The organism is Actinokineospora sp. HUAS TT18 (assembly GCF_051364635.1).
In the GTDB taxonomy this organism is placed as follows: domain Bacteria; phylum Actinomycetota; class Actinomycetes; order Mycobacteriales; family Pseudonocardiaceae; genus Actinokineospora.
Map to the genome: position 1 here is coordinate 5,184,767 of NZ_CP195645.1, position 23,406 is coordinate 5,208,172.

The window sequence follows — 23,406 nt, forward strand, 5'->3', positions numbered from 1 at the left end:
GACCCACTTATCTCGCGGCGATCTCCTGCAAGACTGGCGCGGTGACGCTTGAGGAATTGGCTGAACGCCAACGCGAATTCATCGCCGCTCGTGACTGGGAACCGTTCCACACCCCGAAGAATCTGGTGATGGCGCTGACCGGTGAAGTCGGGGAATTGACCGAGCTGTTCCAGTGGCTCACCCCCGAGCAGGCGGCCCGCGCGGGCGCCGATCCGGACCTGCGGCCCAAGGTGTCCGACGAACTGGCCGACGTGCTGCTTTACCTGGTGCGGCTGGCGGACACGCTCGACATCGACCTCATCGAGGCCGCCAACGCGAAGATCGACCGCAACGAACACCGCTTCCCCGCGGCGGCGGGCCGCGCCGCGTTGCGGCGGGTGCCGAAGGACTAGGCCGGGTCCCGTGCCCCCTCGACGCGGGACCCGGCCTAGCGGTCAGGCGGCCAGCTGCTTGCGCAGCCGGTTCAGCGCGCGGTGCTGGGCGACGCGGATGGCCTCGGCGGTGGTGCCGATGGCGTTGGCGGTCTCCTGGGCGGACATGCCCATGACGATCCGCATGACGAGGATGTCGCGCTGGCGCTGGGTGAGGATGCGCAGCAGGGCGCCGGTCTGCTCGGCGAGCTCGTGGCGCAGAGTGATCTGTTCCGGGCCGTCCTCGAGGCTCATGACGTCCGGTGCCTCCGCGGTCGGGTCGGACTTGTCGCGCGTGTTGGCGCGGTGCACGTCGGCGATCTTGTGGGCGGCGATGCCGTAGACGAACGACAGGAACGGTCGGCCGAGCTGCTGGTAGCTGGGCAGCGCGCGGAAGACCGCGACGCAGACCTCCTGGGCGACGTCGTCGGGGCTGCTGAACGAGCGGGGCAGCCTGCCCAGCTTCGCCCGGCAGTAGCGCACGACGAGCGGGCGCAGGAAGACCAGCAGCTCCTGGGTCGCGCGGGCGTCACCGGCGATGGCGGCCGAGACCGCCTCGTCGATGGTGTGCCGATCGACCGGGGGCCGCGGCCGGGTGACCCGGAGTGAGGCTTCCAGTTCCGCGAGTTCGTCATCCAGCTCCACCGTGCACAACATCGCGTCCTCCTGCGCCAGTGACCTACACCCCTAACAGAGCGGGGGGAGAGGCGCGAAATACACAGGGGAGGATTCTTTTCCGACCGATTTCGGGTAGTTTCCGACTTTCGTCGCACTGTGCGTCCGACCGGTCACACCGGGGTGTCCAACCGGTAGAGGTCGTAGGTCTTCATCAGCCTGATCACCTTCGCCGCGTACTCCGGGTCGGTGGCGTAGCGCTTGGCCACCTCGGTGATGAAGGCGTCCGGGTCGGCGGCCAGCGGGAGCGCGGCGGCGTAGTACGGGCTCGTGGTGAGGTGTCGGCCGTAGTCGCGGAACGAGTCGGTCATCGAGGCGTAGACGCGGAACACCGCCACCGCGGGCAGGCACTCGGGGGTGCACTCGGTCGTTGGGTACTCGCGGCAGCCGATCGCGATGGGGCCGTGGCCGGTGGTCTTGCACTTGAAGCCGAAGTAGTTGTTGTCGTCGACGGCGAGCCTGCTGCGGCCCCACGCCGATTCGAGGATCGACTGCGCCGCGGCGACCGAGGCCGGGATACCGAACTCCGTGGCCACGGCCCTGGCGGCGGGTTCGGCCTGCACCAGGTAGTCCTCGTCGGCCGACGCCGACGGCGCCCACAGCACGGTCAGTGCCAGACACAGGGTGATGACGGCGGCGCGCATGGACCGAGCGTCAGTGCCGATGCCGGGACCCGCAACCGGTCGTCACTCGTTGGAGTGATCCTTGACTCAGCCGCCCGGATCATGCGTAACTGTTACCGGACGTAACACTTAACCCCTGGCAGCGCTGCCGAGAGGTGGACGACGGATGTCTCGCGTACTCGAACCCAAGGACTCCGAGCAGGTCGCCCGCAGGCTGCTGGACTCGTCCGCCCGCAACTCCTACGACCCGCTGGTCGACATCGACTGGACCGCCGAACCGGTGCCGGGCAAGGCGTACATGCCGCAGGAACGCGTCTCCCTCTACGGCACCGAGCTGTGGCGCCGCCTCAGCGCCGAGCAGCGCGTCGAGCTGTCCAAGCACGAGATGGCCAGCATCGCCAGCGTCGGCCTGTGGTTCGAGATCATCCTGATGCAGCTGCTCGTCCGGCACGCCTACGACCTCGACCCGCGCGGCGCCCACGCGCAGTACGCCCTGACCGAGGTCGGCGACGAGACCCGGCACGTGATCATGTTCGCCAAGGCCGTCGAGCGCTTCGGGGTGCCCAGGTACGGCCCGCCGCGGATCGTGCACGAGCTCGCCCGCGGCTACAAGGCGCTGGCCAGCGGCCCATCGATGTTCGCCGCGGTGCTGGTGGCTGAGGAGACGACCGACCGGCTGCAGCGGTCCATGATGGACGACCCGGACATCCAGCCGCTGATCCGCATGGTCAACCGCATCCACGTCGTGGAGGAGGCGCGGCACGTCCGCTTCGCCCGCGAGGAAGTCCTCCGCTCGGTGCCCAAGCTGAGCCGCGCCCGGCTGGAGGCCCACCGGTACCTGACCGCGCTGGTGTCCTACGCGGTGGTCGACTCGCTCATCGACCCGAAGGTCTACCGCTCGGTCGGCATCGACCCGCGCGAGGGCCGCGCGGCGGCGCTGGCCAACCCCGAGTTCCACCAGACCCGGCGGTGGATGGCGGAGAAGGTCGTCGAGTTCCTCACCGACGCGGGCATGATCGGCGGCCCGTCGAAGGCGATCCTGCGCCGGGCGCACATCATCTGACAATTCAGTCGCCACACCGACAGCCGGAAATCTAGACTTCGGGGTATGTCAGCGACCACGATTCCCGGCAGCAACGTCGACATTCGACTGTGGACCCGACCCGAAACGGTTGAGGCACAGGCGATGCGGCAGTTGCAGAATATCGCCGCGCTTCCGTGGGTGTTCAAGCACGTAGCCGTGATGCCGGATGTGCATTACGGAAAGGGCGCCACGGTCGGCTCGGTCATCGCCATGCGCGACGCCGTTTCCCCGGCGGCCGTCGGAGTCGACATCGGCTGCGGAATGACGGCCGTGCGCACGTCGCTGACCGCGAACGACCTGCCCGCGAGCCTGGCCAAGCTGCGCTCCAAGATCGAGGCGGCGGTCCCGGTCGGTTTCGGCGCACACAAGAACGAGGCGTTCACCGACCGCGACGCGAAGGATTGGCCCACTTTCTGGAAGACGCTCGATGAACTGACCCCGGCGGTGAAGCGCAATCACGGCAAGGCGCTCCAGCAAATGGGCACGCTCGGCGGTGGAAACCATTTCATCGAGATCTGCTTGGACACCACCAAGCAGGTCTGGGTGATGCTGCATTCCGGTTCCCGCGGAATCGGGAACCTGTTGGCGCAACACCACATCGAGGTCGCCCAGACCCTCGCCCACAACAAGAGCCTGCCCGACCGCGACCTGGCGGTGTTCCTCGCGGGCACCCCGCAGATGGCGGCCTACCGGCACGACCTGACGTGGGCGCAGGACTACGCCAAGCGCAACCGCTCGGTCATGCTGCGCCTGGTGTGCGACGTGATCCGCAAGGAGTTCTGGCAGGTCAAGTTCGACGAGCCGATCTCGGTGCACCACAACTACGTCGCCGAGGAGACCCACTTCGGCGAGCAGGTGCTGGTCACCCGCAAGGGCGCGATCCGCGCCGGACTCGGCGACCTGGGGATCATCCCGGGCTCGATGGGGACGGGGTCCTACATCGTGCGCGGGCTCGGCAACCCGGACAGCTTCGAGTCCGCGTCGCACGGCGCGGGTCGGCGGATGTCGCGCAACAAGGCCAAGCAGCGCTACACCCGTGACGATCTTGCGGCCCAGACGGCGGGGGTGGAGTGCCGTAAGGACTCGGGTGTCGTGGATGAGATTCCGGCTGCTTACAAGGATATCGATGAGGTGCTGCGCGACCAGCAGGACCTGGTGGAGATCGTCGCGAAGCTCAAGCAGGTCATCTGCGTGAAGGGCTGATGGCGCCGTAACGTCGCCCCTCCGTCACCGACGTCAAGTACACAGTCGGTGACGTGAGGGGCGGGGGATGGCTGAGTTCGAGCTTGTGGTTCCTGAGGGGCCGGACGGGGAAGCCGTTGCGGCGCTGAACAAGAAGCTGTCCGCGGCGGCCGCGGCCATCGCCGTCGCGGACTCTTCTTCAGCCAAGGTTCGTCTGTGGTTCATGGTCGGGATCGCGGCGGCGACGGTGGTGGCGACCGTCGGGCTGATCGTGTCGATCGCGGCATCGGCTTCGCTGGCTACGGTGCTGACTACTGGCGCTGTGGCGGTGACCGGGTTGGTCGTGGGCGGGCTGATGAACCCCTTGCAGACGGTGGAACGCGACATCATTTTCCGCCGCTGGTCAGACATGATCACGCACACCTACCTGGCACAGACCGCTGATCCGAATCTCCGACCGAGTGAACTGACCGGCGTCGCGGAAGCCGCGAACGCCCGCTTCGCCACCCTGGCGACGGCGTACGCCGCGACGGCTAACAAGTCGTTGGAGACGGTGCAGGTTGTGGCCAAGAGCGAACAACCCAAACAGGCATCTGGCACCTGATCTCACGTGTCTGGGGGCTTGGGCTGCGTTGTGTTGGGCTTAGCCCCAGCCCAGTTCGTGCAGCTTGTCGTCGTCTATGCCGAAGTGGTGGGCGATTTCGTGGACGACGGTGATCGCCACTTCCTCCACGACGTCGTCCTCCGTGTCGCAGATGTCGAGGATCGCTTCGCGGTAGATGAAGATTCGGTCCGGCAGCTCGCCGCCGTACTGCGAGGTTCGCTCAGTCAGTGCGATCCCGTGGTAGAGGCCCAGCAGGGTCGGGTCGTCCAGGTCCCGGTCCTCGACCAGCACCACCACGTTGTTCATCGCGGCCGCGAACTCCGGGGGGATCAGGTCCAGGGCGTCGGTGACCAGCTCGTCGAACCGGGCGCGGGGCATCTCCACGGCCACGGGCTCAGCCGCCGGTCGAGGTCGGGGCGGGGGCGGTGGTCGTCGCGGGGGTGCCGCCGCGGACGCTGTTGGTGATGGGGGCCAGGCCGCTGCCGTCGGGGAGTTTCGCGCCGACCTTGCAGTCGATCTTGCGGGAGCCCGCGTCCCAGCTCTCGACCTTCAGCGTGTCGGGATACGGGGTCAGTTTCTTCGCCGCGAGGTCGGCGCCGCCGGTGTAGGCGTTGGTGACCATCGCGCACAGCTCGCTGGCCTTCTCGGTCTGCGCGTCGACCGTCGGGTAGTCGCCGGGGAAGGCTTGGCTCAGGTCGACGTTGCCGACGATCTCGAAGGCGTGGGGGTTGGCGCAGTCGGTGGGGTCGCCGATCTCCTGGCCGACCAGGGCCAGGCAGGTGCCCGGCTCGTGGATGTTGGACTGGTCCTGCTTGGCCGCGGTGCCCACCGACGGCAGCAGCGCCCCCGACGGCGCGGCGCGCTGCAGGCCGCAGCGGACCTTGCGGTCGCCGTCGGCCCACTGCTCGGCCGTGGGCTTCAAAGCGTTGACCGTGAACTTGCCGAAAGGGTCGAGGGTGCCGCCCAGGTAGGTCGCCGCGCCGGGGGTGCACTTGGCTACCGCGAGCTCCTGCCAGCGGGCCATGTCGGGGGACGGGGCGTCCTCGCCGAACTCCGACGACACGTCGACGTTGCTGGTGACCTCGAACAAGTGGGGTTGGGCGCAGTCGACCCTGCGCATGTCCGTGCCGTCCGGCGGGGTCCACTGCAGGCAGCTGCCCGTGGGGGAGTCGAACGCCTCCCGCCGCAGCTCCTCGGGGGAGTCGGCGGGCCCGCGCCCGGCCTGCACCGGCCAGGAGAACAGGATGCTGGTGATCAAGGGCAACAGGGCGCCGACGAACGCCCCGGCCATCAGGAGCCGGGTTTTCGTCGTTCCGTCGTTGGACCGCAACCAGTCGCCGCTTTCAGACATCTACTCCATGATGCCGTGCCACGGAGGCCGGGGACGCATCAGCCCTGGACGTCAGGTTGCGATCGGGACAATCATCCAACGTGGCGGGGCTCTAATCGGTACTGTTCGCGCCGGGAGTGGTTCATGACTGACAATGACTTTGGGGCTGAGAAGCCCGCCGACAAGACGGCTGGGCAGCCGAGCGACTCCGGCACGCCCGCCGAGGTGCCCAAGTACGTTCCTGAGGAGCCCAAGCGGGGCTCCATCAGCTATCAGGAACCCGGAAAGACGACGCCCCGCGAGGCCTCCCTGGCCGACAAGCGGGCGCGCGAGGTCGCCCGGCGCAAGGAGCGCGAAGCCCAGGAAGCGGCGTACGCGGAGGCCGAGCGCAAGCGCAAGCTGCGCAAACGCATCCTCATCGGCGCGGGCGTCACCGTGGGTGTGGTCGCGGTCGTCGCGGTCATCTACGCCGCGTCGACGCCCGACGAGGTCACCGCGACGTGCACCGACAGCAACGGCGTGATCGTCGACGACGACTTCTGCGACGAGAGCTACGCCACGAGCCACGGCGGCTACCACAGCGGCGGGTTCATCTACATCGGCGGCAGCTCATACCGCTACAACTACGGCGGCACCGGCGTGAAGGGCCAGACCGTCAGCGGCGGCTCCTACGTCGCGCCGTCCGACCGGACCCCGGTGCGCACCGCGTCCGGCAAGTCGGTGCAGCGCGGCGGGCTCGGCGTGGGCGGCAGCAGCAGCGGCGGGAAGAGCGGGGGCAGCTGAGTGCGTCGCGAACGCTCCCAGCCCCGCCCGGACTGGCGCCAGAAGATCGAGTCCCAGGGGCTGGTCTTCGGCACGCCCGCCCGCTACGGCGGCGGCGCGCAGCGGCCCTACTGGGACGAGTCGGTCCACTACGTCTTCGGGCTCGACGACGTGCTGTCGATCGAGGCCGACGTCGAACTGCTCCACTCCATGTGCCTCGACGCCGTCGACCACGTCGTGCTGACCGAGCGCTACCGCGACTTCGGCCTCCCCGAGTGGGTGTGGCCGCACATCGCCGAGTCGTGGAAGCGGCACGACCCACACGTCTACGGCCGCTTCGACCTGCGCTACGACGGCTCGGGCCCGGCCAAGCTGCTGGAGTACAACGCCGACACCCCGACCTCGCTGCTTGAGGCCGCCGTCGTGCAGTGGTACTGGAAGACCGAGGTCTTCCCCGAGGACGACCAGTGGAACTCCATCCACGAGAAGCTGGTGGAGCGCTGGGCCGAGGTGGCCGACAAGCTGCCGTCCAAAGAGGTCCACTTCACCTGGTCGCAGGCCGACCCCAGCGGTGAGGACCACATCACCACCGCCTACCTGCAGGAGACCGCGGCCGAGGCGGGCCTCGACACCATCGGCCTCGCCATCGAGGAGATCGGCTGGGACGCCGAGCTGGGCCGCTTCGTCGACCTCGCCGAGGTGTCGATGAAGTCGGTCATGAAGCTCTACCCGTGGGAATGGGTCGTCGACGAGGAGTTCGGCAAGCGCGTCGTCCAGTCGCTGCCCGGCACGATGTGGGTCGAGCCGCTGTGGAAGATGCTGCTCTCCAACAAGGCGATCCTCGCGGTCCTGTGGGAGATGTACCCGGGCCACCCCAACCTGCTCCCGGCGTTCCTCGACGAGCCGAACATCCTCATGGAATACGTCCGCAAGCCCAAGCTGGGCCGTGAGGGCGCCAACATCCAGATCGTGGCCCCCGGCTACGAGACCCAGACCACCGGTGTCTACGGCCAGGAGGGCTTCGTCTTCCAGGCATTCGACCCGCTGCCCGAGTTCGACGGCTACCGGCCCGCGCTCGGTGCCTGGATCGTCGGCGACCACGCCGCGGGCCTCGGCATCCGCGAGACCGCCGGTCTGGTCACCGACGACGGCGCGGCGTTCGTTCCACATCGGATTCCCCAGGCATGATTCACCAGAACTGCACGACCATGGAGGACGCGTGACCAGTCACCTCGCCGCAACGACGCTGGCCCTGCCCGCCGGATTCGGCGCCGACCTCGGCAAGGGGATCGGGGCGATCGCGCTGTACGCGATCATCGGCCTGGTCTTGATGCTGATCGGCTTCTACGCCATCGACTGGACCACCCCGGGCAAGCTGAGCGAGCTGGTCCGCACCGGCAAGCCCAACGCCGTCATCGTCACCGCCTCCGGCATGGTCAGCATGGCGCTGATCATCGTCGTGGCGATCTTCTTCTCGGCGGGCGACCTGACGGCGGGCCTGATCACGTCGTTCGTCTACGGCCTGATCGGCATCGTCGTGCAGGTGCTGGCGGTCCGGACCCTGGAGTGGGTGACGAAGCTCGACGTGGGCCGCACCATCGAGGCCGACGAGTTCGCGCCCGCCAGCGTCGTCGTCGCCGCCGTCCACATCGCCCTCGGTCTGATCGTCGCCGTCGCCATCTCTTAAGGCATATCGGGTCGTCGCGGGTGGTGGGCTGGTACTACGCTCACCATCCGTGATTGACCTCAGGGTTCTGCGCGAAGATCCGGAGACCGTGCGCGCCTCGCAGCGTGCCCGTGGTGAGGACCCGGCGGCGGTCGACAGCCTGCTGTCGGCCGACGAGCGGCGCCGGTCCGTCATCTCCCGCGCCGACAACCTGCGCGCCGAGCAGAAGGTGTTCGGCAAGCAGGTCGGCAAGGCCCGCGGCGAAGAGCGCGACGCACTGCTGGTCAAGGGCAAGGAACTGGCCGCGGAGGTCAAGGCCGCCGAGGCCGAGCAGGGCGACGCCGAGAGGGCGTTCGACGAGCTGCACCGCGCCCTGCCCAACCTGGTCCACCCGGAGGCCCCGGTCGGCGGCGAGGACGACTACACCGTCCTCGAGCACATCGGCGAGCCCCGGAAGTTCGACTTCGAGCCGCTCGACCACCTCGACCTCGGCGTCCGCCTCGGCGCGCTCGACATGGAGCGCGGCGCGAAGGTGTCCGGCTCGCGGTTCTACTTCCTGACCGGCGTCGGCGCCCAGCTCCAGCTCGCCCTGCTGAACATGGCCGCCGCCCAGGCCACCGCGGCCGGGTTCACGCTGATGATCACCCCGGTCCTCGTGCGCCCGGAGATCATGGCGGGCACCGGCTTCCTCGGCGCCCACGCCAGCGAGATCTACCAGCTCCGCGACGACGACCTGTACCTGGTCGGCACGTCCGAGGTCGCCCTGGCCGGCTACCACGCCGACGAGATCCTCGACCTGTCCGCCGGGCCGAAGCGCTACGCGGGCTGGTCGAGCTGCTTCCGCCGCGAGGCCGGGTCGTACGGCAAGGACACCCGCGGCATCATCCGCGTCCACCAGTTCGACAAGGTCGAGATGTTCTCCTACTGCAAGCCGGAGGACGCCGAGGCCGAGCACGCGCGGCTGCTGGGCTGGGAGAAGGAGATGCTGGCCAAGATCGAGGTCCCGTACCGGATCATCGACACCGCCACCGGCGACCTCGGCACCAGCGCCCACCGCAAGTTCGACTGCGAGGCGTGGATCCCCACCCAGCGGGCCTACCGCGAGCTGTCGTCGACGTCGAACTGCACCACCTTCCAGGCCCGCCGCCTGGGCGTGCGCTACCGCGACGAGAACAACAAGCCCCAGATCGCCGCGACGCTGAACGGCACGCTGGCGACCACCCGGTGGATCGTGGCCATCCTGGAGAACCACCAGCAGGCCGACGGCTCGGTCGTCGTCCCGGAGGCGCTCCGCCCGTTCCTGGGCCGCGAGGTTCTCGAACCGATCGCCTGACAACAGACGCAAGAGGGGCACCCCGGTCGTCGGGGTGCCCCTCTTGTCGTTCAGCGGACTAGTCGCGCGCGGCGGCCTTGCGGCGGGTGAACCACAGAGCGCCCCCGCCCGCGGCGAGCAGGCCCGCGCCCAGGCCGAGGATCGGCATGGGGTTGGCGCCGGTCTGGGCCAGTTCGCCGGTCGCGGCCACCTTGGTGACCTTCGCCTGCGGCATGTTCGCCTGGACGACGCCCGCGGTGGTGGTCGTCGTGGCGGGCGCGGTGGTGGTGGACGGGTGGCCCTCGGCCTCGATCGCGTGGAACGGCACGGTGATCACGTTGTTCGTCAGGTTCGTCTCGCCGTAGATGCTCTTCAGGCCCTCCAGCTTGATCTCGCCGGTGGCGAACGCCTTCTCGACCTTCACCTTGGCGCCGACGAACTCGACCAGGCCGGGGTGGCGGCGCTCGGTGAAGTAGCCCGAGACCTTCTGGCCATAGATGTGCGAGGACATCCCACCGAACTTGTCGACGATCTTCAGGCCCTCCGGCAGAGTCAGGTCGGCGCGCAGCTGCTCGGCCACGTTGCCCTCGGGCACGACGCCGCCGACGATGGTGAACTCGTCGCCGACCTGGATGCTCAGGCTGGTGTTCGGGTCCTTCAGGTCATAGGTGGTGCCGCCCCAGATCAGCAGCAGCTGCGTGGCGCGGACGTCCATCTTGCCGACCTGGTAGCCGGCGTCGAAGTTCTCGATCTTCTGGCCCGGGGTCAGGGTCAGTGTGGCGGAGCGGCCGTTGACGAAGCTGAACTTCGAGTCCCCGCCCTCCTTGGTCCAGCCCTGCTGCGGGCTCATCAGCAGCCGGTCGTTCGCGCCGACGTGGTAGGTGCCCGCCTGGATGTCCTGGAAGCAGTAGGTGCCGTCGGCGTTGGTGTTCTCGTAGCTGTCCTTGCCGGTGGTCTCGTTGTGCAGTCCCAGGAAGTTGTCGCCGATGCGCGGCTCGTCGGCCTGGTGCTTGCCGTCGCCGTTGGCGTCGTTCCACGACGTTCCGCAGATCGAGGCGCCACGCACCCCGAAGTCGACCGACTCGGCGGTGGTCGCCGCGTTCAGTGTGATCTTCACCGTCGCCGCCGTGGTGGCCGCGAATCCGTTGTCGGAGTGGGTGACGTCGTAGGCGCCGAATGGGATCTTCTGGAAAGTGAACTTGCCATTGGCGTCGGTGTTCGCGAAGAACTCACCCCCAGCCCCCGATGCCTTGACGACCGCGCCCTGCCTGCCGGGCTCGCCCGCGTCGGCAACGCCGTCGCTGTCGCGGTCGAACCACACCGAACCACCGAAGGTGCTGGTCGGCGCGTCGGCGGCGGCGGTGCCGGTGAACAGCATCGGGCTGACGGCGGCGGCGATCATGGCGGCGGCGGTGGCGCGGGCGGCGAGCTTGCTGTACTTCGACATCGTGGTCTCTCCCTGTTTCCTGCTGCTTTGTTCCGGTCATTCAGTAAGGCGTTCGGGGTGGGGTCCCGGTTGTCTCGCGTTATTCAAGCGAAACAATTCACGATATTTTCCGAAAATGCGCGCGACAAATAGGCCGCAACGATTTCGCGGCCAGGTTCGGCTTATTCGGATTCCCCAGTGGAACTTGGTTCCGCCGAGTACACGCCCGACCCCGGCGGCCGGTTGCCGCCGTTATGAAGCCGAGACAAAACAGGCCCGTGACGCACTTGGCGTCACGGGCCTGGAGGTGGGTTCGCGAAGGTCAGGCGCTGGCTTGCGCCGTCTCGCGGGGCTTGGCCTCGGTGACCTCCGGCGCGGCCTTGGCCGCAGACCGGGCCTTCAGCCAGGTCAGCAGCCGCCTGCCGACGCCGATCATCGGCTGCTCCACGGTCCGGTAGAGCACGTCGGCGAGGATCAGCGAGAACAGAGCGACCGCTGGCCACTGCAGATACGGCCACGACTGCAGGTTCGGCACGGTCGAGATGACGACGGTGCCCGCGACTCCCTGGATCAGATAGAGCGAATACGACCGCTCGCCGATGAACACCATCGGCTTGCGGGTGAGCAGCCACTGCCCGATCCCGGGCCCGAGCAGCATCGGGATCAACAGCGCCGCGAAGAACCCGTACGTCGGGATGATGATCAGATACGTGTCGTTGAACGACACGACGCCATTGCTCAGCCACAGGAACACCGGCTCCACGCTCAGGTGGATGCCGATGAACACCAGCAGCCCGACCGCGGACACCGCGGGCTTGGTCAGCCAGCTCAGCAGGGCGAACCCGCGCGGGTTGTGCAGGATGACCGCCATCAGGGCGCCGGTGACGATCGGCAGGTACTGCACGCCCATGCTGTCGTGGTTGTAGGTCGCGGGGATCAGCGTGATGATCAGCACCGCGATCGTGGTCAGCGCCAGGCCAAGCCGCTTCGCGAACGAGCCCGCGCACAGCACGAACGCCAGCAGCGGCCACAGCAGGTAGAACTTCTGCTCCACGCCCAGCGTCCACGCCTGCGCGAACGGCGCCACCGCGACGTTGACGTACTCGCCCATGAAGGTCAGGTACTTCGTCATGTTCGCCGCGAGGCCGCTGGCGGTGTACTCGTGGCGCAGCCAGTGCGTGCCGACATAGATCGCCAGCACGACGAAGTACACCGGCATGATCCGGAACGCGCGGCGGATGTAGAAGTCGCGCAGCGACAGCCTGCCGCGCCGGTCCTCCTCACGCAGCGCCAGCGTGGTGATCAGGTAGCCGGACAGCGCGAAGAAGATGTGCACCCCGATCCAGCCGGAGATCCAACTCCAGGTCGGGCCGCCGAAGTGGAACGCCACGACGATCAGCGCCGCCACCGCGCGCAGTCCGTCGAGCGCGGGGAACCGGCGCAGGGCCATGTAGTCGGCATAGGTCATGGATCGCACGTGGGTCCCCTCAGTCGACCTGGTCGGCGATGTACTTGCCGATCTCCAGCGCGCAGGTCGCGGCTGGGGACGGCGCGTTGAGCACGTGCACCTGGTTGGGCGCGCTCTCGATAAGGAAGTCCTGGACCATAGACCCGTCGGGCAGCAGGGCCTGCGCCCGCACCCCGGCGCCGGAGCGCACGATGTCGTCGGTGCCGACCGCGGGCACCAGCTTGGCCAGGCTCGCGGCGAACCGGCGCCGCGACAGCGAGCGGCGGACCTCGTCCAGGCCGATCGGGTAGGCGTACTTGCGGGCCAGCCGCCACACGCCGGGGAACCGGGCGGTCTCGGCGAGGTCCTTGGCGGAGAAGTCGCGCCAGCGGTAGCCCTCGCGGCGCAGCGCGAGCACGGCGTTCGGGCCCGCGTGCACGCTGCCGTCGAGCATCCGCGTCAGGTGCACGCCGAGGAACGGCAGCGAGGCGTCCGGCACCGGGTAGATCAGGCCGCGGACCAGGTGCGCGCGCTCGGGCTTGAGCTCGTAGTACTCGCCGCGGAACGGGACGATCTTGGCCTTGGGCGTGAGCCCGGCCATCCGCGCGATCCGGTCGCTGTGCAGGCCCGCGCAGTTGACCAGCGCGTCAGCCCGGAGCACCTCGGCGCCGGTGGCGATCTCCACACCGCCGGTGCGGCCGGGCCGGATGCCCAGCGCGGGGGTGCTGAGCCGCAGGTCGGCGCCCGCCTCGGTGAGCAGCCGCACCAGCGCGGCGCACACGGCGGGGAAGTCGATGATGCCGGTGCTCTCCACCCGCAGCGCCGACACGCAGGCGACCTCGGGCTCGTAGTCGCGCGCCTCGGCCTGGGAGATGAGCTTGGCGGGCACGCCGTTGGCCTCGGCCCGCTCGGCGAGGACGCCGAGCGCGGGCAGTTCGGACTCGTCGGTGGCCACGACCAGCTTGCCGCAGATGTCGACCGGCACCCCGTGCTCGCGGGCGAACTCGACGATCGAGCGGTTGCCCGCGACCGACATCTTCGCCTTGAACGAGCCGGGCGCGTAGTACAGGCCCGCGTGCACGACGTTCGAGTTGTGTCCGGTCTGGTGGCCCGCCCAGTGGTCTTCCTTCTCCAGGACCGTCACCCGGTGCCCGCGCCCCACCAGTTCGCGGGCCGTCGCGAGCCCGAGAATGCCGCCTCCGATAACCACGATGTGTCGCACGACCCAAGAGGGTACGGGGCGGCCAGGTGTGACCTGAGCACCGCTATACACTCGCGACGGTCAAACTTGGGAGACGTATGTCTGACAGCATCGCCCTCGGCCAGCCCACCGTCGGCGACGAGGAGCTCGCCGCGGTCGCCGAGGTCTTCAAGTCCGGGTGGCTCTCCGGAGCGGGCCCCACCTGCGGGAAGTTCGAAAGCCGCTTCGCCGAGATCGCGGGCGCTCAGCACGCGCTGGCGGTCAACAACTGCGGCGCGGCACTGCACCTGGCCCTGCAGGTCGCCGGGGTCAAGCCCGGCGACGAGGTCATCGTCGGCGACTACACCTTCCCCGCGACGGGGCACTCGGTGGTCTGGTCCGGCGCCACCCCGGTGTTCGCCGACATCCGCCCCGACATCTGGAGCGCCGACCCGGCCGCCGTCGAGGCGGCCATCACCCCGCGCACCACCGGCATCATCGCCGTCGACGTGTTCGGCCAGCCCGCCGACTACGACGAGCTGCGCGCCATCGCCGACAAGCACGGCCTGTTCCTCATCGAGGACGGCGCCTGCTCGGCGGGCGCCAGCTACAAGGGGCGTCCGGCGGGCAGCCTCGCCGACCTCACCACCTTCAGCTTCCACGGCCGCAAGGGCATCACCGCGGGCGAGGGCGGCGCGCTGACCACCGACAACGCCGAGTTCGCCGCGCTGGCCCGCAAGCTGCACACCTACGGCATCGCCCCGGCGATCACCCGGGAGGGCGCCAGCGACCTGCCGGTGCCCAGCTTCGACCTGGCCGGCTACAACTACCGCATGTCCGACGTGATGGCGGGCATCATGCTCGCCCAGCTCGACCGGCTGCCGACCCTGCTGGCCAACCGCGCGCACGTCGCCAAGACCTACGAGAGCCTGCTCGGCGACGTCGAGGGCCTCACGCTGCCGGTCGCGCTCGACGACCGGGTCCACCCGTGGCAGTCGTACGTGGTCACCCTCGACCACGGCATCGACCGCGGCAAGGTCGCCAAGGGCCTGCGCGACCAGGGTGTGCAGTGCAACATCGGCACCTACGCCTCGCACCTGCAGCCGGTCTACCGCACCACGTCGGACTGCCCGGTCTCGGCGGACCTGTTCACCCGCCACCTGGCCATCCCCATGCACGCCAACCTCACCGACGACCAGGTGGAACGGGTCGCATCGACCCTGCGCACCGTGCTCGCCGACGCCAGCTGACCCCGATCTCCAGGAGTTATCCAGCCATGTCCCCCCGCACTGTTCTGGTCACCGGCGGCGCCGGCTTCATCGGCATGCACGTCGTCCCCATGCTGCTGGAGAAGGGCTACCACGTCCGGATCCTCGACAACATGTTCCGCGGCGACCGCGACAAGGTCGGCGAACTGGTCGCCACCGGCAAGGTCGAGCTGATCGACCAGGACGTCCGCTACGGCGGCGCGGTGTACCAGGCGATGAAGGGCTGCGAGAGCGTCATCCACCTCGCGGCGGTGTCGATCAACAAGAGCGTGGCCGACCCGTTCGAGAGCGTCGACATCAACATGGTCGGCAACCACAACGTCTTCGCCGCCGCGGCCGACCACGGCGTGCGCAGGCTGGTGTTCGCCTCGTCCGCCTCGGTCTACGGCGACCCCAAGAAGCTGCCGATGCACGAGGACGACGAGCTGTCCCCGCTGACGCCGTACTGCATCGCCAAGCGCTCCGGTGAGGACCTGCTCGGCTTCTACCAGCGCACCAAGGGCCTGTCGTGGGTCGCGCTGCGCTTCTTCAACGTCTACGGCCCCGGCCAGAAGACCACCGCGTACTACACCTCGGTGATCAACCACTTCGTCAACCGCCTGCGCAACGGCCTGCCGCCGGTCATCGACGGCAAGGGCGAGCAGTCGATGGACTTCATCCACGTCCACGACATCGCCGCCTCCGTCGTCGCCGCCCTGGAGTCCGAGGGCGACAACGTGCCGGTCAACATCGGCACCGGCATCGACACCTCCATCGCCGACCTGGCCAAGATCCTCATCAACGCCGTCGGCGTCGACGTCGAGCCCCAGTTCAACCCGCGCGACGTGCTGGTCTCGCGCCGGGCGGCCGACATCACCCGGGCCAAGGAGGTCCTGGGCTGGGAGCCCACCATCACCGTCGAGGACGGCATGACCGACCTCATCCGAAACGGCGGCTGATGTTCTTCGACGATGAGCGCAGCAACCGGCTGCGCCCGCACATCCTGACCGAGCTCGTGGGTCAGTACATGAACGACGCCGAACGCGCCAAGCTGTTCGGGCTGCCGGAGACCACCCGCATCCGCGAGCGGGCGAAGGTGATCAGCCCGAACAACCTGCGCATCGGCGAGCACTGCTGGATCGGCGAGGGCGCGGTCCTCGACGCCAGCGGCGGCATGGAGATCGGTGAGCACACCAGCATCGGCCTCAACTGCCTGATCTTCACCCACTCCAGCTGGCTGGCGAACATGATGCTGGAGAACCACTCGGCCACCGACCTGATCGAGCGCAAGCCGGTCCGCATCGGCAAGGGCTGCTTCATCGGCGGCAACAGCGTGATCATGCCGGGGGTCACCATCGGCGACTTCGCGACGGTTCAGCCGCTTTCCGTGGTGGCCAAGGACGTCCCGGCGCGGACGCTGGTCGCGGGCAACCCCGCCAGGGTGTTCCAGAAGTACGACGAGGAATACATCCAGGCCGAGGCCGACCGGGTGCGCGCGGAGAACGCCCGCCGCCGCGAGGAAGCCGCGGCCCGCGGTGAGGAAGTCGTGTGGGGCGCCCCGCCCGGGGTCCTGCCGGAATGACGTGGTCGAACTGCCCTCGGGGATCTCTCGGGGGCAGTTCGCTTTCCAGCTCACACCAACGGGTTCGCCAGTCCCGCCTCGATCGCGTTGCGCAGGATCGTCGACGCCGCGCCGCTCGTGGCGAGCGCCCCGTTGAAGGTCATCGATCCGGTGGAGAACACCCAGCCGCCATTGGGCTTCGTCTGGTGGATCATCTCCGCTTGGGAGTCCCGGCCGCGCGCGATGATCGTGGTGCCCGGCCGCGGGCCCAGTCGGGTGTTGTCGACCTCCCACCCCGCCGCGGTGAAGTTGTAGGCCGTCGCGCCGAAGGTGTCGCCGATCCCGAGGCCCGTGCCGGACAGGAACGGATGGCTGGAGACCACCTCGTACGGGCCGAAGTCCATGAACGTGGTCTCGTCGTAGTCGACGCCGATCACCTCGCTCGCGGGCTGGCCGAGCCCGGCGAACAGCACATGCGCACCGGTCGACGACCGGAACACGATCGAGTCGCCGCCCGGCTGCCACGTGATCCGCTCGTAGATCGCGTTGCCGCCGGTGACCACGACGTGACCGCCCCCGTCGAGGTAGTCCCGCAGCGAGTCGCGCATCTTCTGCGACCAGTACTCCGGGTGGCTGCCCAGGACCAGCACCTTGTACTGGGCCAGCCAGCTCGGGTCGTGGTCGAGGTCGCCGTCCTGGTAGCAGTCGAAGGAGAAGCCGCGGTCGACCATCCAGCGCAGCAACAGCAGATCGCTGAAGAACGTGTGGTTCATCCGCCCGCGTCCGGTGGTCCACGTGCTGTTGCTCGGGCGCAGCGAGGCGACCACCCTGGCCACCCCGGCCTGGCCGACGGTCGCGTACTGGCTGTGTCCGCCCCAGGTGTTGTAGGCGCTGTAGGTGTTCGTCGGGAGCATGACCGCGATCGGCGAGAGCGTGCCCGCGGGTCGGACCACGAACGGGATGTCGAACCGGGTGTGGCGCACGCCGTTGAGGAGGCCGCGCAGCCTGCACACGTAGACCCCCGACCGCCAAGACGGCGGGATGGTGAGGGTGAAGTCGGCTGTCCACGCGCAGCCGGTCGAGCGGTACCCGCCGGGGAGGAGCTGCAGCCTGCCGGGCTGGGACACCGGGCCCCACACCGTGGCCTGGGACTGTCCGGCGACGGCCAGCCGCTCGATGCTCGCCTCCACACTCGTGTACGTGCTCGACACGGCGAAGCCCTGCGGACCGCCCGCCCGAGGGCTCAGGTCCGTCGGGTAGCCCTGCAGCGCGGCGGTCGGCTCGACAGTGAAGCCCTCGCCGACGGACAGCCCGCTGCCGCCGTTGAACCAGGCGATGTTGGCGCCACCGATGATGTTCTCGGAGTTCATGAGTCGGAACCACACCAGCCGGTGGTCCAGGCCCGGGGTGGTCGCGCCGTCGAGGAACACCGTGTAGACGGTGCCGGAGGTGTTGGCGAACCAGGTCTTCTGCGCGCTGTCGGAGAAACCGGTGCCGACCAGCACGCCATTGCCGCCGTTGGCCCACGCGCCCGGGCCCGCGGTGCCGTCGGTGCGCAGGTAGCGGTACCAGACCAGGTCGCTGCTGCCCTGGCGGAGCGCGTAGATCACGCCGTTCGGGTCGGCGAACAGCTCGTAGTGGCGGAGGAACCCGGTTCCGATCTGGGCGCCACTGTTGGCCGCCCACGCTCCCGGCGCCGCGGTGCCGTCGCCGGCGAGGTATCGCCACCAGTGCAGCGAGCCGTCGGCGGCCACGCCGTACAGCACCCCGCCCCAGCCGCCGAACACCCGCGGGAACGGGGCGAATCCACTGTGGATGGTCGCGCCGGAGTTCGGGTGCCAGGTGCCCGTGCCGGTGGCGGGGTCGGAAAGCTGGTACTTGTACCACCGCACCGCGCCGTCCGCGGTGATCCCGAAGACCTGCCCGTCGGCCGAGCCCAGGACCGTCTCGAACTGCTGCCAGCCGTCGCCGATGAGTCTGCCGCCGCCGTTGCTCCACGCCGCGGCCCCGGTCTGCCACCCGGAGTGCCGGTACCAGAGCAGAAGGCCGTCGGCCTGGATCGCGTAGAGCGCACCGTTGCCCGCGGGCACGAACCGGATGAACCGCTGATTGATGTCCCACACGAGCGCCTCCTCGCACCGGGAGTAATGGGTTCATCGCTCAGTGGCACACCGGCGTTTCGCGAATGTCCGTTGAACGCGAGAATCCCGGCGAGCGGCGGCTCACCGGGATTCTCAGCTGTGTCGGGTCAGGCGCTGACCGGGGCCTGCGAGCGGTCCAGGACCTGGGCCACCACGCGGTGCGACGGCAGGATCGAGTCGCGCTCCTCGTCGGCGTCGACGGTGCCGTTGAGCACGTCGATGAACCGGTCGAGCTGGGTCGCCAGCGGCTCGCGGGCGGTGAGCAGCTCCGGGATCTCCATCACGGTCTGCTGGCGGTAGCCGCGGCCGTCCGGGGTGGCCGCGTCGTTGGAGACGTGCCGGTAGATGATCACGTCGCGGCGCAGCAGGTCGGCCTCGATGAGCCGGTCGACCTCGGAGATCACCAGCGAGCGGACCTTGCGCTGGCCGATGCGGCTGGCCGAGACGGTGGCGAGGCCGCCGCCCGCGAAGCCCAGCACGGTCTCGGCGATGTCCTCGGCGCCCTCCACCGAGTTCGGGTGGAAGTACCCGAGGTGGCCCTGCACCGCCGTCGGCTCGACGCCGCCCAGCGCGCGGATGGCGATGTCCACGTCGTGCACCAGCAGGTCCCACGCCACGCCCGTGCGGATGCGCGGTGCGTAGGGCGAGTGCCGGGTGGCGGTGACGTGCACCGGGCTGTCGACCAGCGACAGCGCGGTGATCACGGCCGGGTTGTAGCGCTCGAGCAGCCCGCACATCAGCGGGATGCCGCGCTCGGCGGAGACGCGCACGACCTCCTCGCTCTCGGCGAGGCCGTTGCACACCGGCTTCTCCACCAGCAGCGGCTTGTCCTGGTTGAGGACGTGCAGCGCGAGCCCGTGGTGGTACTCGGTCGCCGCGGCGAGCACGACGGCGTCGACGTCGGACAGCTCGCCCATCTCGGGCGCCCACTCGGTCTCGTAGCGCTCGGCGACGGCGCGACCGGAGGTCTCGTTCGGGTCGACCACGCGCACCAGGTCGCAGCGCTCGCTCTGGGCGAGCACGCGGGCATGGAATGACCCCATGGTTCCGGCGCCCACCAGGGCGATGCGGGGACGCGCCTCGCTCATGCCAGCACCTCGCGCACCGCGCCGATGATCGTGTCGAGCTCGTCGGTGGTCAGCTTCGGGTGGACCGGCAGCGACAGCGCCTGCGCGGCGACCTTGGTGGCGTTGGGCACCTCGGAGGCGATCACGCCGGGCAGTTCGCGGTAGCAGTCGTAGTCGAAGACGACCTTCGGGTAGTACGTGCCGTTGCCGATGCCCTTCTCGGTGAGCTTGGCGGCCAGCTCGTCCCGGTCGACCTTGGCGTCGTCGCCGACGAGCACGGTGTACTGGTGCCACACGTGGGTGCGGCCCGCGAGCACCTGCGGGGTGGTGAGGCCCGCGATGCCGCTCAGGCCCGCGGTGAGCGCCTCGGCGTTGCGCGAGCGCGCCTCGGTCAGCGCGGGCAGCTTCTCCAACTGCGGGATGCCCAGCGCGGCGTGCAGGTCGGTGAGCCGGTAGTTGTGGCCCGCGACCTCGTACTGGTAGCGGGCGCGCATGCCCTGGTTGCGCAGCACGCGCAGCCGGTCGGCCAGCTCGTCGTCGTCGGTGGTGATCATGCCGCCCTCGGCGGTGGTCACGTTCTTCGTCGCGTACAGCGAGAAGCAGCCCAGCCCGTAGCTGCCCGCCTGGCGGCCGTCGAAGCTGGCGCCGACGGCCTGCGCGGAGTCCTCGACCAGCGCGAGGCCGTGCTCGGCGGCCAGCGGCGCGAGCTTGCCCATGTCGGCGGTCTGCCCGTAGAGGTGCACCGGCATGAGGACCTTGGTTCGCGGCCCGATCTGCGCGGCCACGGCGTCGGGGTCGACGCAGAAGTCGTCGGTGCGGATGTCGGCGAAGCGGGCGGTGGCACCGGCCTCGAGGATCGCGTTCAGGGTCGCGACGAACGTGAACGGGGAGGTGATCACCTCATCGCCCGGCTGGAGGTCCAGCACCTGCAGCGAGGCGACCAGCGCCGTCGTGCCGTTGTTCACGGCCACGGCGTGCTTGGTCCCCGCGACCTGCGCGAAGGCGTCTTCCAGGCGCTTGACCATCGGTCCCTGCGCGATGACGCCGGAGCGCAGGACCTCGAGGACATAAGGCTCGGCGTCGGCGACGTCGACCACGGTGATAGGGATCATTCTCCGCATTCCCATCGGGGCGGGTGCCGGTCGGGCACGACCGCTTGCGTTGCTCGTCGGTGTAGGCGTGGATGAGGTGAAAGCCAGGAGGCAGGCTACCCGCGCGAGCAAAGCCGCAGGCCGTCCGGGTCGGGAGCGGGCGTGCCGAACCGTTACCCTCGTAGTGGTCCGGCCGCAACCCGGGCCGTGTTCCTCCTCTGCCGCACTACCTGGGAGTTCGCCACATGAGCCTGTCGGAGCGCCTGCGGACCGTCTTCGTCGACGCACTGCAGCTCGATGACGACGTCGACGTCGAAAGCCTGAAGTACCGCGACATCGACGCGTGGGACTCCGTCGGGCACATGGCGCTCGTCGCGGCCATCGAAGACGAGTTCGACGTGCAGTTCGAGACCGACCAGGTGATCGACATGAGCAGCTTCAAGGTCGCGCTCGACATGCTCGCCGGCTTCGGAGTGGAGTGACAAGGCCGGTGAGTGACCTGAATGACAAGGTGGCCGTCGTCACCGGCGGCACCCGTGGCATCGGGTTCGCGACCGCGACCGCGCTCGCCGAGGCGGGCGCCACGGTCGTGCTCACCGGTCGCGACGAGGCCGCGGCCAAGCAGCGCGCCCAGGAGATCGCCGACGCCACCGGCGCCGCGGTGACCGGCGTCGCGCTCGACGTCACCGACCCGGCCTCGGTCAAGGACACCTTCCGCGCGGTGGCCAAGGAGCACGGCAGGATCGACGCGCTGGTCGCCAGCGCGGGCGTGCTCGACGGCGCGCTGATCGGCATGATCGCCGACGCCCACGTCGACGCCATGCTCACCACCAACGTCGCGGGCACCATCGCCACCGTGCAGGCCGCCGCCCGCGCCATGATGCGCAAGAAGACCGGCTCGATCGTGCTGCTCGGCTCGATCGTCGGCGAGCGCGGCAACTCCGGCCAGACCGTCTACGCCGCGTCCAAGGCCGCGGTGGCCGCCGTCGCGAAGTCGGCGGCGAAGGAACTGGGCCGCTACAACATCCGCGTCAACGCGGTCGCCCCCGGCGTCATCCGCACGGACCTGATCGCGGGCCAGTCGGACGAGGTGTTGGCCAAGGTTGTCGCCGACACGTCGCTGGGCAGGCTGGGCGACGCGGCCGAGGTCGCCAAGGTCATCCGCTTCCTGGTCAGCGACGACGCCTCGTTCGTCACCGGTCAGGTGCTGGGGGTCGACGGGGGTCTGGTGCTGTGACGGCGCTGGTCCACCCGGACGCCCGGCTGGTGGACGCCGCGACCGGCGTGGTGCTGGACGGGGCCGAGCTGCACGCGGAGATCGATCGGGTCGCCGCCGAGCTGGCCGCGCTGCCCGCGGGCGTGTTGTTCGCGCGGATGGAGCTGGATCTCCCGAGTGTCCTGCGCTATCTGGGCGCTTGGCGGGCGGGCCGGGCGGTCGCCCTGCTCGACGTCGCGCTCGACGCCGATCTGCTGGCCGATCTGGTCGACCGGTTCCAGCCCGCCGCCGTGCTCAACCCGGCAGGCGAGCCCCCCGCCGGGTACTCGGCGGACTGGGTACGCGACTCCGACACCGTCCACCCCCATCCCGACCTGGGGATCCTGCTGCCGACCAGCGGCTCGACCGGCAACCCGAAGCTCGTGCGCCTGTCGCGCTCGGCTGTGCTGTCCAACGCCGAGGCCATCGCCGACGTGCTCGCGATCGACGCCGACGAGGTCGCGCCGACCAGTCTCCCGCTGCACTACAGCTACGGCCTGTCGGTCCTGAACAGCCACCTCGTGCGCGGCGCGACCGTCGTGGTCGAGCCGACCGGCGTGATGGGCAGGCCGTTCTGGCAGGCCGTCGAGGAACACAAGATCACTTCGCTGGCGGGCGTCCCGTACCACTACGAGATGCTGCGGCGACTGCGCTTCGACCCGGCCAAGTATCCGAGCCTGCGCACGCTGACCCAGGCGGGCGGCAGGCTGCGACCCGAGCTCGTCACCGAGTTCAACGCCAAGATGATCGACGCGGGCGGACGCATGTTCGTCATGTACGGCCAGACCGAGGCCGCGCCCCGGATGGCCACCGTGCCCGCCGAGCGGCTCGCCGACAAGCTCGGGTCGGCCGGTCCCGCGCTGCCCGGCGGCGCTTTCAGCATTCGCCTGGACGACGGGTCGGAGACCACCGAACCCGACGTCACCGGCGAGGTCCTCTACCGCGGCCCCAACGTGATGATGGGCTACGCCGAGACCGCCGCCGAACTCGCCGACGGCGATCAGGTCGGCGGGCTGCTGGCCACCGGCGACGTCGGCCACCTCGACGCCGAGGGCTACCTGTTCATCACCGGCAGGCTCAAGCGCATCGGCAAGGTCTTCGGCAACCGGGTCAGCCTCGACGACATCGAGCGGATCGTCGGCGGCGCCGTCGCCGCCGTGGCCGCGGGCGACAAGGTCGTGGTGTTCCTCGAAGGCCACGACCGCGACCGCAGGGCCGCGGCGAAGGCGCTGGCCGAGCGGCTGCACCTGCATGTCACCGGATTCGACGTACGGTCGGTTGACGCACTGCCGCTGCTGCCCAGCGGCAAGATCGATTACCGCTCGTTGGAGGCGGACCTGTGA

General features: G+C 69.3%; 24 protein-coding genes. 14 read left to right on the forward strand and 10 right to left on the reverse strand.

Annotated elements, in window-relative coordinates:
• Positions 1-41: 41 nt before the first annotated feature.
• A complete protein-coding gene (locus ACSHT8_RS23810) occupies positions 42-392 on the forward strand; it encodes a nucleotide pyrophosphohydrolase (protein WP_436493115.1) in 351 nt (116 codons plus the stop codon).
• A 42-nt stretch (positions 393-434) separates the two neighbouring features.
• Here the strand turns inward: ACSHT8_RS23810 and shbA are convergent, their stop codons facing one another.
• A complete protein-coding gene (gene shbA / locus ACSHT8_RS23815) occupies positions 435-1,067 on the reverse strand; it encodes an RNA polymerase sigma factor ShbA (RefSeq protein WP_436493116.1) in 633 nt (210 codons plus the stop codon).
• 131 nt (positions 1,068-1,198) lie between these two features.
• Entirely contained in the window at positions 1,199-1,729 is a 531-nt protein-coding gene (locus ACSHT8_RS23820; RefSeq protein WP_436493117.1) for a glucosaminidase domain-containing protein, read from the reverse strand.
• Positions 1,730-1,874: 145 nt separating this feature from the next.
• Here ACSHT8_RS23820 and ACSHT8_RS23825 point away from each other — a divergent pair, with 145 nt between their 5' ends.
• The 3 genes from ACSHT8_RS23825 to ACSHT8_RS23835 all read left to right on the forward strand — a co-directional run bounded on the left by ACSHT8_RS23825 (position 1,875) and on the right by ACSHT8_RS23835 (position 4,578).
• Positions 1,875-2,771: an AurF N-oxygenase family protein gene (locus ACSHT8_RS23825; RefSeq protein WP_436493118.1), complete on the forward strand. Its 897-nt coding sequence runs from the start codon at positions 1,875-1,877 to the stop codon at positions 2,769-2,771.
• Between the two features lie 45 nt (positions 2,772-2,816).
• Entirely contained in the window at positions 2,817-3,995 is a 1,179-nt protein-coding gene (locus ACSHT8_RS23830) for an RtcB family protein (RefSeq protein ID WP_436493119.1), read from the forward strand.
• Positions 3,996-4,062: 67 nt separating this feature from the next.
• A complete protein-coding gene (locus ACSHT8_RS23835) occupies positions 4,063-4,578 on the forward strand; it encodes a hypothetical protein (RefSeq protein WP_436493120.1) in 516 nt (171 codons plus the stop codon).
• A gap of 39 nt (positions 4,579-4,617) precedes the next feature.
• Here ACSHT8_RS23835 and ACSHT8_RS23840 read toward each other — a convergent pair whose 3' ends face one another.
• Both ACSHT8_RS23840 and ACSHT8_RS23845 read right to left on the reverse strand, forming a co-directional pair.
• Positions 4,618-4,968 (reverse strand): metallopeptidase family protein, encoded by a 351-nt coding sequence (locus ACSHT8_RS23840; protein WP_436493121.1) that lies wholly within the window; start codon positions 4,966-4,968, stop codon positions 4,618-4,620.
• A 4-nt stretch (positions 4,969-4,972) separates the two neighbouring features.
• Positions 4,973-5,929, reverse strand: a complete 957-nt coding sequence (locus tag ACSHT8_RS23845) for a septum formation family protein (RefSeq protein WP_436493122.1) — start codon at positions 5,927-5,929, stop codon at positions 4,973-4,975.
• Between the two features lie 123 nt (positions 5,930-6,052).
• Here ACSHT8_RS23845 and ACSHT8_RS23850 point away from each other — a divergent pair, with 123 nt between their 5' ends.
• Genes ACSHT8_RS23850 through serS form a run of 4 tightly spaced genes read left to right on the forward strand, consistent with a single transcriptional unit; the run spans position 6,053 to position 9,669 of the window.
• A complete protein-coding gene (locus tag ACSHT8_RS23850; RefSeq protein ID WP_436493123.1) occupies positions 6,053-6,691 on the forward strand; it encodes a hypothetical protein in 639 nt (212 codons plus the stop codon).
• Entirely contained in the window at positions 6,692-7,858 is a 1,167-nt protein-coding gene (locus ACSHT8_RS23855; protein ID WP_436493124.1) for a glutathionylspermidine synthase family protein, read from the forward strand.
• A 31-nt stretch (positions 7,859-7,889) separates the two neighbouring features.
• The gene (locus ACSHT8_RS23860) at positions 7,890-8,357 is read left to right on the forward strand and encodes a DUF350 domain-containing protein (RefSeq protein ID WP_436493125.1); all 468 of its coding nucleotides are present in this window, start codon (positions 7,890-7,892) and stop codon (positions 8,355-8,357) included.
• Positions 8,358-8,406: 49 nt separating this feature from the next.
• The gene (gene serS / locus ACSHT8_RS23865; RefSeq protein ID WP_436493126.1) at positions 8,407-9,669 is read left to right on the forward strand and encodes a serine--tRNA ligase; all 1,263 of its coding nucleotides are present in this window, start codon (positions 8,407-8,409) and stop codon (positions 9,667-9,669) included.
• Positions 9,670-9,727: 58 nt separating this feature from the next.
• Here the strand turns inward: serS and ACSHT8_RS23870 are convergent, their stop codons facing one another.
• From ACSHT8_RS23870 to lhgO, 3 genes are all read right to left on the reverse strand, one after another.
• Complete coding sequence (locus ACSHT8_RS23870) at positions 9,728-11,095, reverse strand: SdrD B-like domain-containing protein (RefSeq protein ID WP_436493127.1); 1,368 nt, start codon at positions 11,093-11,095, stop codon at positions 9,728-9,730.
• A 301-nt stretch (positions 11,096-11,396) separates the two neighbouring features.
• The gene (locus tag ACSHT8_RS23875; RefSeq protein ID WP_436493128.1) at positions 11,397-12,542 is read right to left on the reverse strand and encodes an acyltransferase family protein; all 1,146 of its coding nucleotides are present in this window, start codon (positions 12,540-12,542) and stop codon (positions 11,397-11,399) included.
• A 19-nt stretch (positions 12,543-12,561) separates the two neighbouring features.
• The gene (lhgO, locus tag ACSHT8_RS23880; RefSeq protein ID WP_436493129.1) at positions 12,562-13,743 is read right to left on the reverse strand and encodes an L-2-hydroxyglutarate oxidase; all 1,182 of its coding nucleotides are present in this window, start codon (positions 13,741-13,743) and stop codon (positions 12,562-12,564) included.
• Between the two features lie 77 nt (positions 13,744-13,820).
• Here lhgO and ACSHT8_RS23885 point away from each other — a divergent pair, with 77 nt between their 5' ends.
• Genes ACSHT8_RS23885 through ACSHT8_RS23895 form a run of 3 tightly spaced genes read left to right on the forward strand, consistent with a single transcriptional unit; the run spans position 13,821 to position 16,530 of the window.
• Positions 13,821-14,951, forward strand: a complete 1,131-nt coding sequence (locus ACSHT8_RS23885) for a DegT/DnrJ/EryC1/StrS family aminotransferase (RefSeq protein ID WP_436493130.1) — start codon at positions 13,821-13,823, stop codon at positions 14,949-14,951.
• Positions 14,952-14,977: 26 nt separating this feature from the next.
• Entirely contained in the window at positions 14,978-15,907 is a 930-nt protein-coding gene (locus tag ACSHT8_RS23890) for an NAD-dependent epimerase/dehydratase family protein (protein WP_436493131.1), read from the forward strand.
• The gene (locus ACSHT8_RS23895) at positions 15,907-16,530 is read left to right on the forward strand and encodes an acyltransferase (protein WP_436493132.1); all 624 of its coding nucleotides are present in this window, start codon (positions 15,907-15,909) and stop codon (positions 16,528-16,530) included. The genes ACSHT8_RS23890 and ACSHT8_RS23895 overlap by 1 nt, the downstream gene beginning before the upstream one ends.
• A gap of 50 nt (positions 16,531-16,580) precedes the next feature.
• Here the strand turns inward: ACSHT8_RS23895 and ACSHT8_RS23900 are convergent, their stop codons facing one another.
• The 3 genes from ACSHT8_RS23900 to ACSHT8_RS23910 form a co-directional block, all read right to left on the reverse strand.
• Positions 16,581-18,632 carry a N,N-dimethylformamidase beta subunit family domain-containing protein gene (locus ACSHT8_RS23900; RefSeq protein ID WP_436493133.1) on the reverse strand — a complete coding sequence of 684 codons (2,052 nt, stop codon included), beginning with the start codon at positions 18,630-18,632 and terminating at the stop codon, positions 16,581-16,583.
• Between the two features lie 125 nt (positions 18,633-18,757).
• Entirely contained in the window at positions 18,758-19,738 is a 981-nt protein-coding gene (locus ACSHT8_RS23905) for a Gfo/Idh/MocA family protein (protein WP_436493134.1), read from the reverse strand.
• Complete coding sequence (locus ACSHT8_RS23910) at positions 19,735-20,829, reverse strand: DegT/DnrJ/EryC1/StrS family aminotransferase (RefSeq protein ID WP_436493135.1); 1,095 nt, start codon at positions 20,827-20,829, stop codon at positions 19,735-19,737. The genes ACSHT8_RS23905 and ACSHT8_RS23910 overlap by 4 nt, the downstream gene beginning before the upstream one ends.
• 224 nt (positions 20,830-21,053) lie before the next feature.
• Here ACSHT8_RS23910 and ACSHT8_RS23915 point away from each other — a divergent pair, with 224 nt between their 5' ends.
• From ACSHT8_RS23915 to ACSHT8_RS23925, 3 genes are read left to right on the forward strand one after another with little or no spacing between them, the layout of a single operon-like run.
• Entirely contained in the window at positions 21,054-21,290 is a 237-nt protein-coding gene (locus ACSHT8_RS23915) for an acyl carrier protein (RefSeq protein ID WP_436493136.1), read from the forward strand.
• Between the two features lie 8 nt (positions 21,291-21,298).
• Positions 21,299-22,045: an SDR family NAD(P)-dependent oxidoreductase gene (locus tag ACSHT8_RS23920; protein WP_436493137.1), complete on the forward strand. Its 747-nt coding sequence runs from the start codon at positions 21,299-21,301 to the stop codon at positions 22,043-22,045.
• Complete coding sequence (locus ACSHT8_RS23925) at positions 22,042-23,406, forward strand: AMP-binding protein (protein WP_436493138.1); 1,365 nt, start codon at positions 22,042-22,044, stop codon at positions 23,404-23,406. The genes ACSHT8_RS23920 and ACSHT8_RS23925 overlap by 4 nt, the downstream gene beginning before the upstream one ends.

Excerpts from the sequence above, each read along its gene's own strand:
- ACSHT8_RS23825 (WP_436493118.1), top strand. The coding sequence starts at position 1,875 with ATGTCTCGCGTACTCGAACCCAAGGACTCCGAGCAGGTCGCCCGCAGG.
- ACSHT8_RS23875 (WP_436493128.1), bottom strand. The coding sequence starts at position 12,542 with ATGACCTATGCCGACTACATGGCCCTGCGCCGGTTCCCCGCGCTCGAC.
- shbA (WP_436493116.1), bottom strand. The coding sequence starts at position 1,067 with ATGTTGTGCACGGTGGAGCTGGATGACGAACTCGCGGAACTGGAAGCC.
- ACSHT8_RS23830 (WP_436493119.1), top strand. The coding sequence starts at position 2,817 with ATGTCAGCGACCACGATTCCCGGCAGCAACGTCGACATTCGACTGTGG.
- ACSHT8_RS23885 (WP_436493130.1), top strand. The coding sequence starts at position 13,821 with ATGTCTGACAGCATCGCCCTCGGCCAGCCCACCGTCGGCGACGAGGAG.
- ACSHT8_RS23820 (WP_436493117.1), bottom strand. The coding sequence starts at position 1,729 with ATGCGCGCCGCCGTCATCACCCTGTGTCTGGCACTGACCGTGCTGTGG.
- ACSHT8_RS23845 (WP_436493122.1), bottom strand. The coding sequence starts at position 5,929 with ATGTCTGAAAGCGGCGACTGGTTGCGGTCCAACGACGGAACGACGAAA.
- ACSHT8_RS23895 (WP_436493132.1), top strand. The coding sequence starts at position 15,907 with ATGTTCTTCGACGATGAGCGCAGCAACCGGCTGCGCCCGCACATCCTG.
- ACSHT8_RS23835 (WP_436493120.1), top strand. The coding sequence starts at position 4,063 with ATGGCTGAGTTCGAGCTTGTGGTTCCTGAGGGGCCGGACGGGGAAGCC.
- ACSHT8_RS23915 (WP_436493136.1), top strand. The coding sequence starts at position 21,054 with ATGAGCCTGTCGGAGCGCCTGCGGACCGTCTTCGTCGACGCACTGCAG.
- ACSHT8_RS23850 (WP_436493123.1), top strand. The coding sequence starts at position 6,053 with ATGACTGACAATGACTTTGGGGCTGAGAAGCCCGCCGACAAGACGGCT.
- ACSHT8_RS23890 (WP_436493131.1), top strand. The coding sequence starts at position 14,978 with ATGTCCCCCCGCACTGTTCTGGTCACCGGCGGCGCCGGCTTCATCGGC.
- ACSHT8_RS23870 (WP_436493127.1), bottom strand. The coding sequence starts at position 11,095 with ATGTCGAAGTACAGCAAGCTCGCCGCCCGCGCCACCGCCGCCGCCATG.
- ACSHT8_RS23910 (WP_436493135.1), bottom strand. The coding sequence starts at position 20,829 with ATGATCCCTATCACCGTGGTCGACGTCGCCGACGCCGAGCCTTATGTC.
- ACSHT8_RS23905 (WP_436493134.1), bottom strand. The coding sequence starts at position 19,738 with ATGAGCGAGGCGCGTCCCCGCATCGCCCTGGTGGGCGCCGGAACCATG.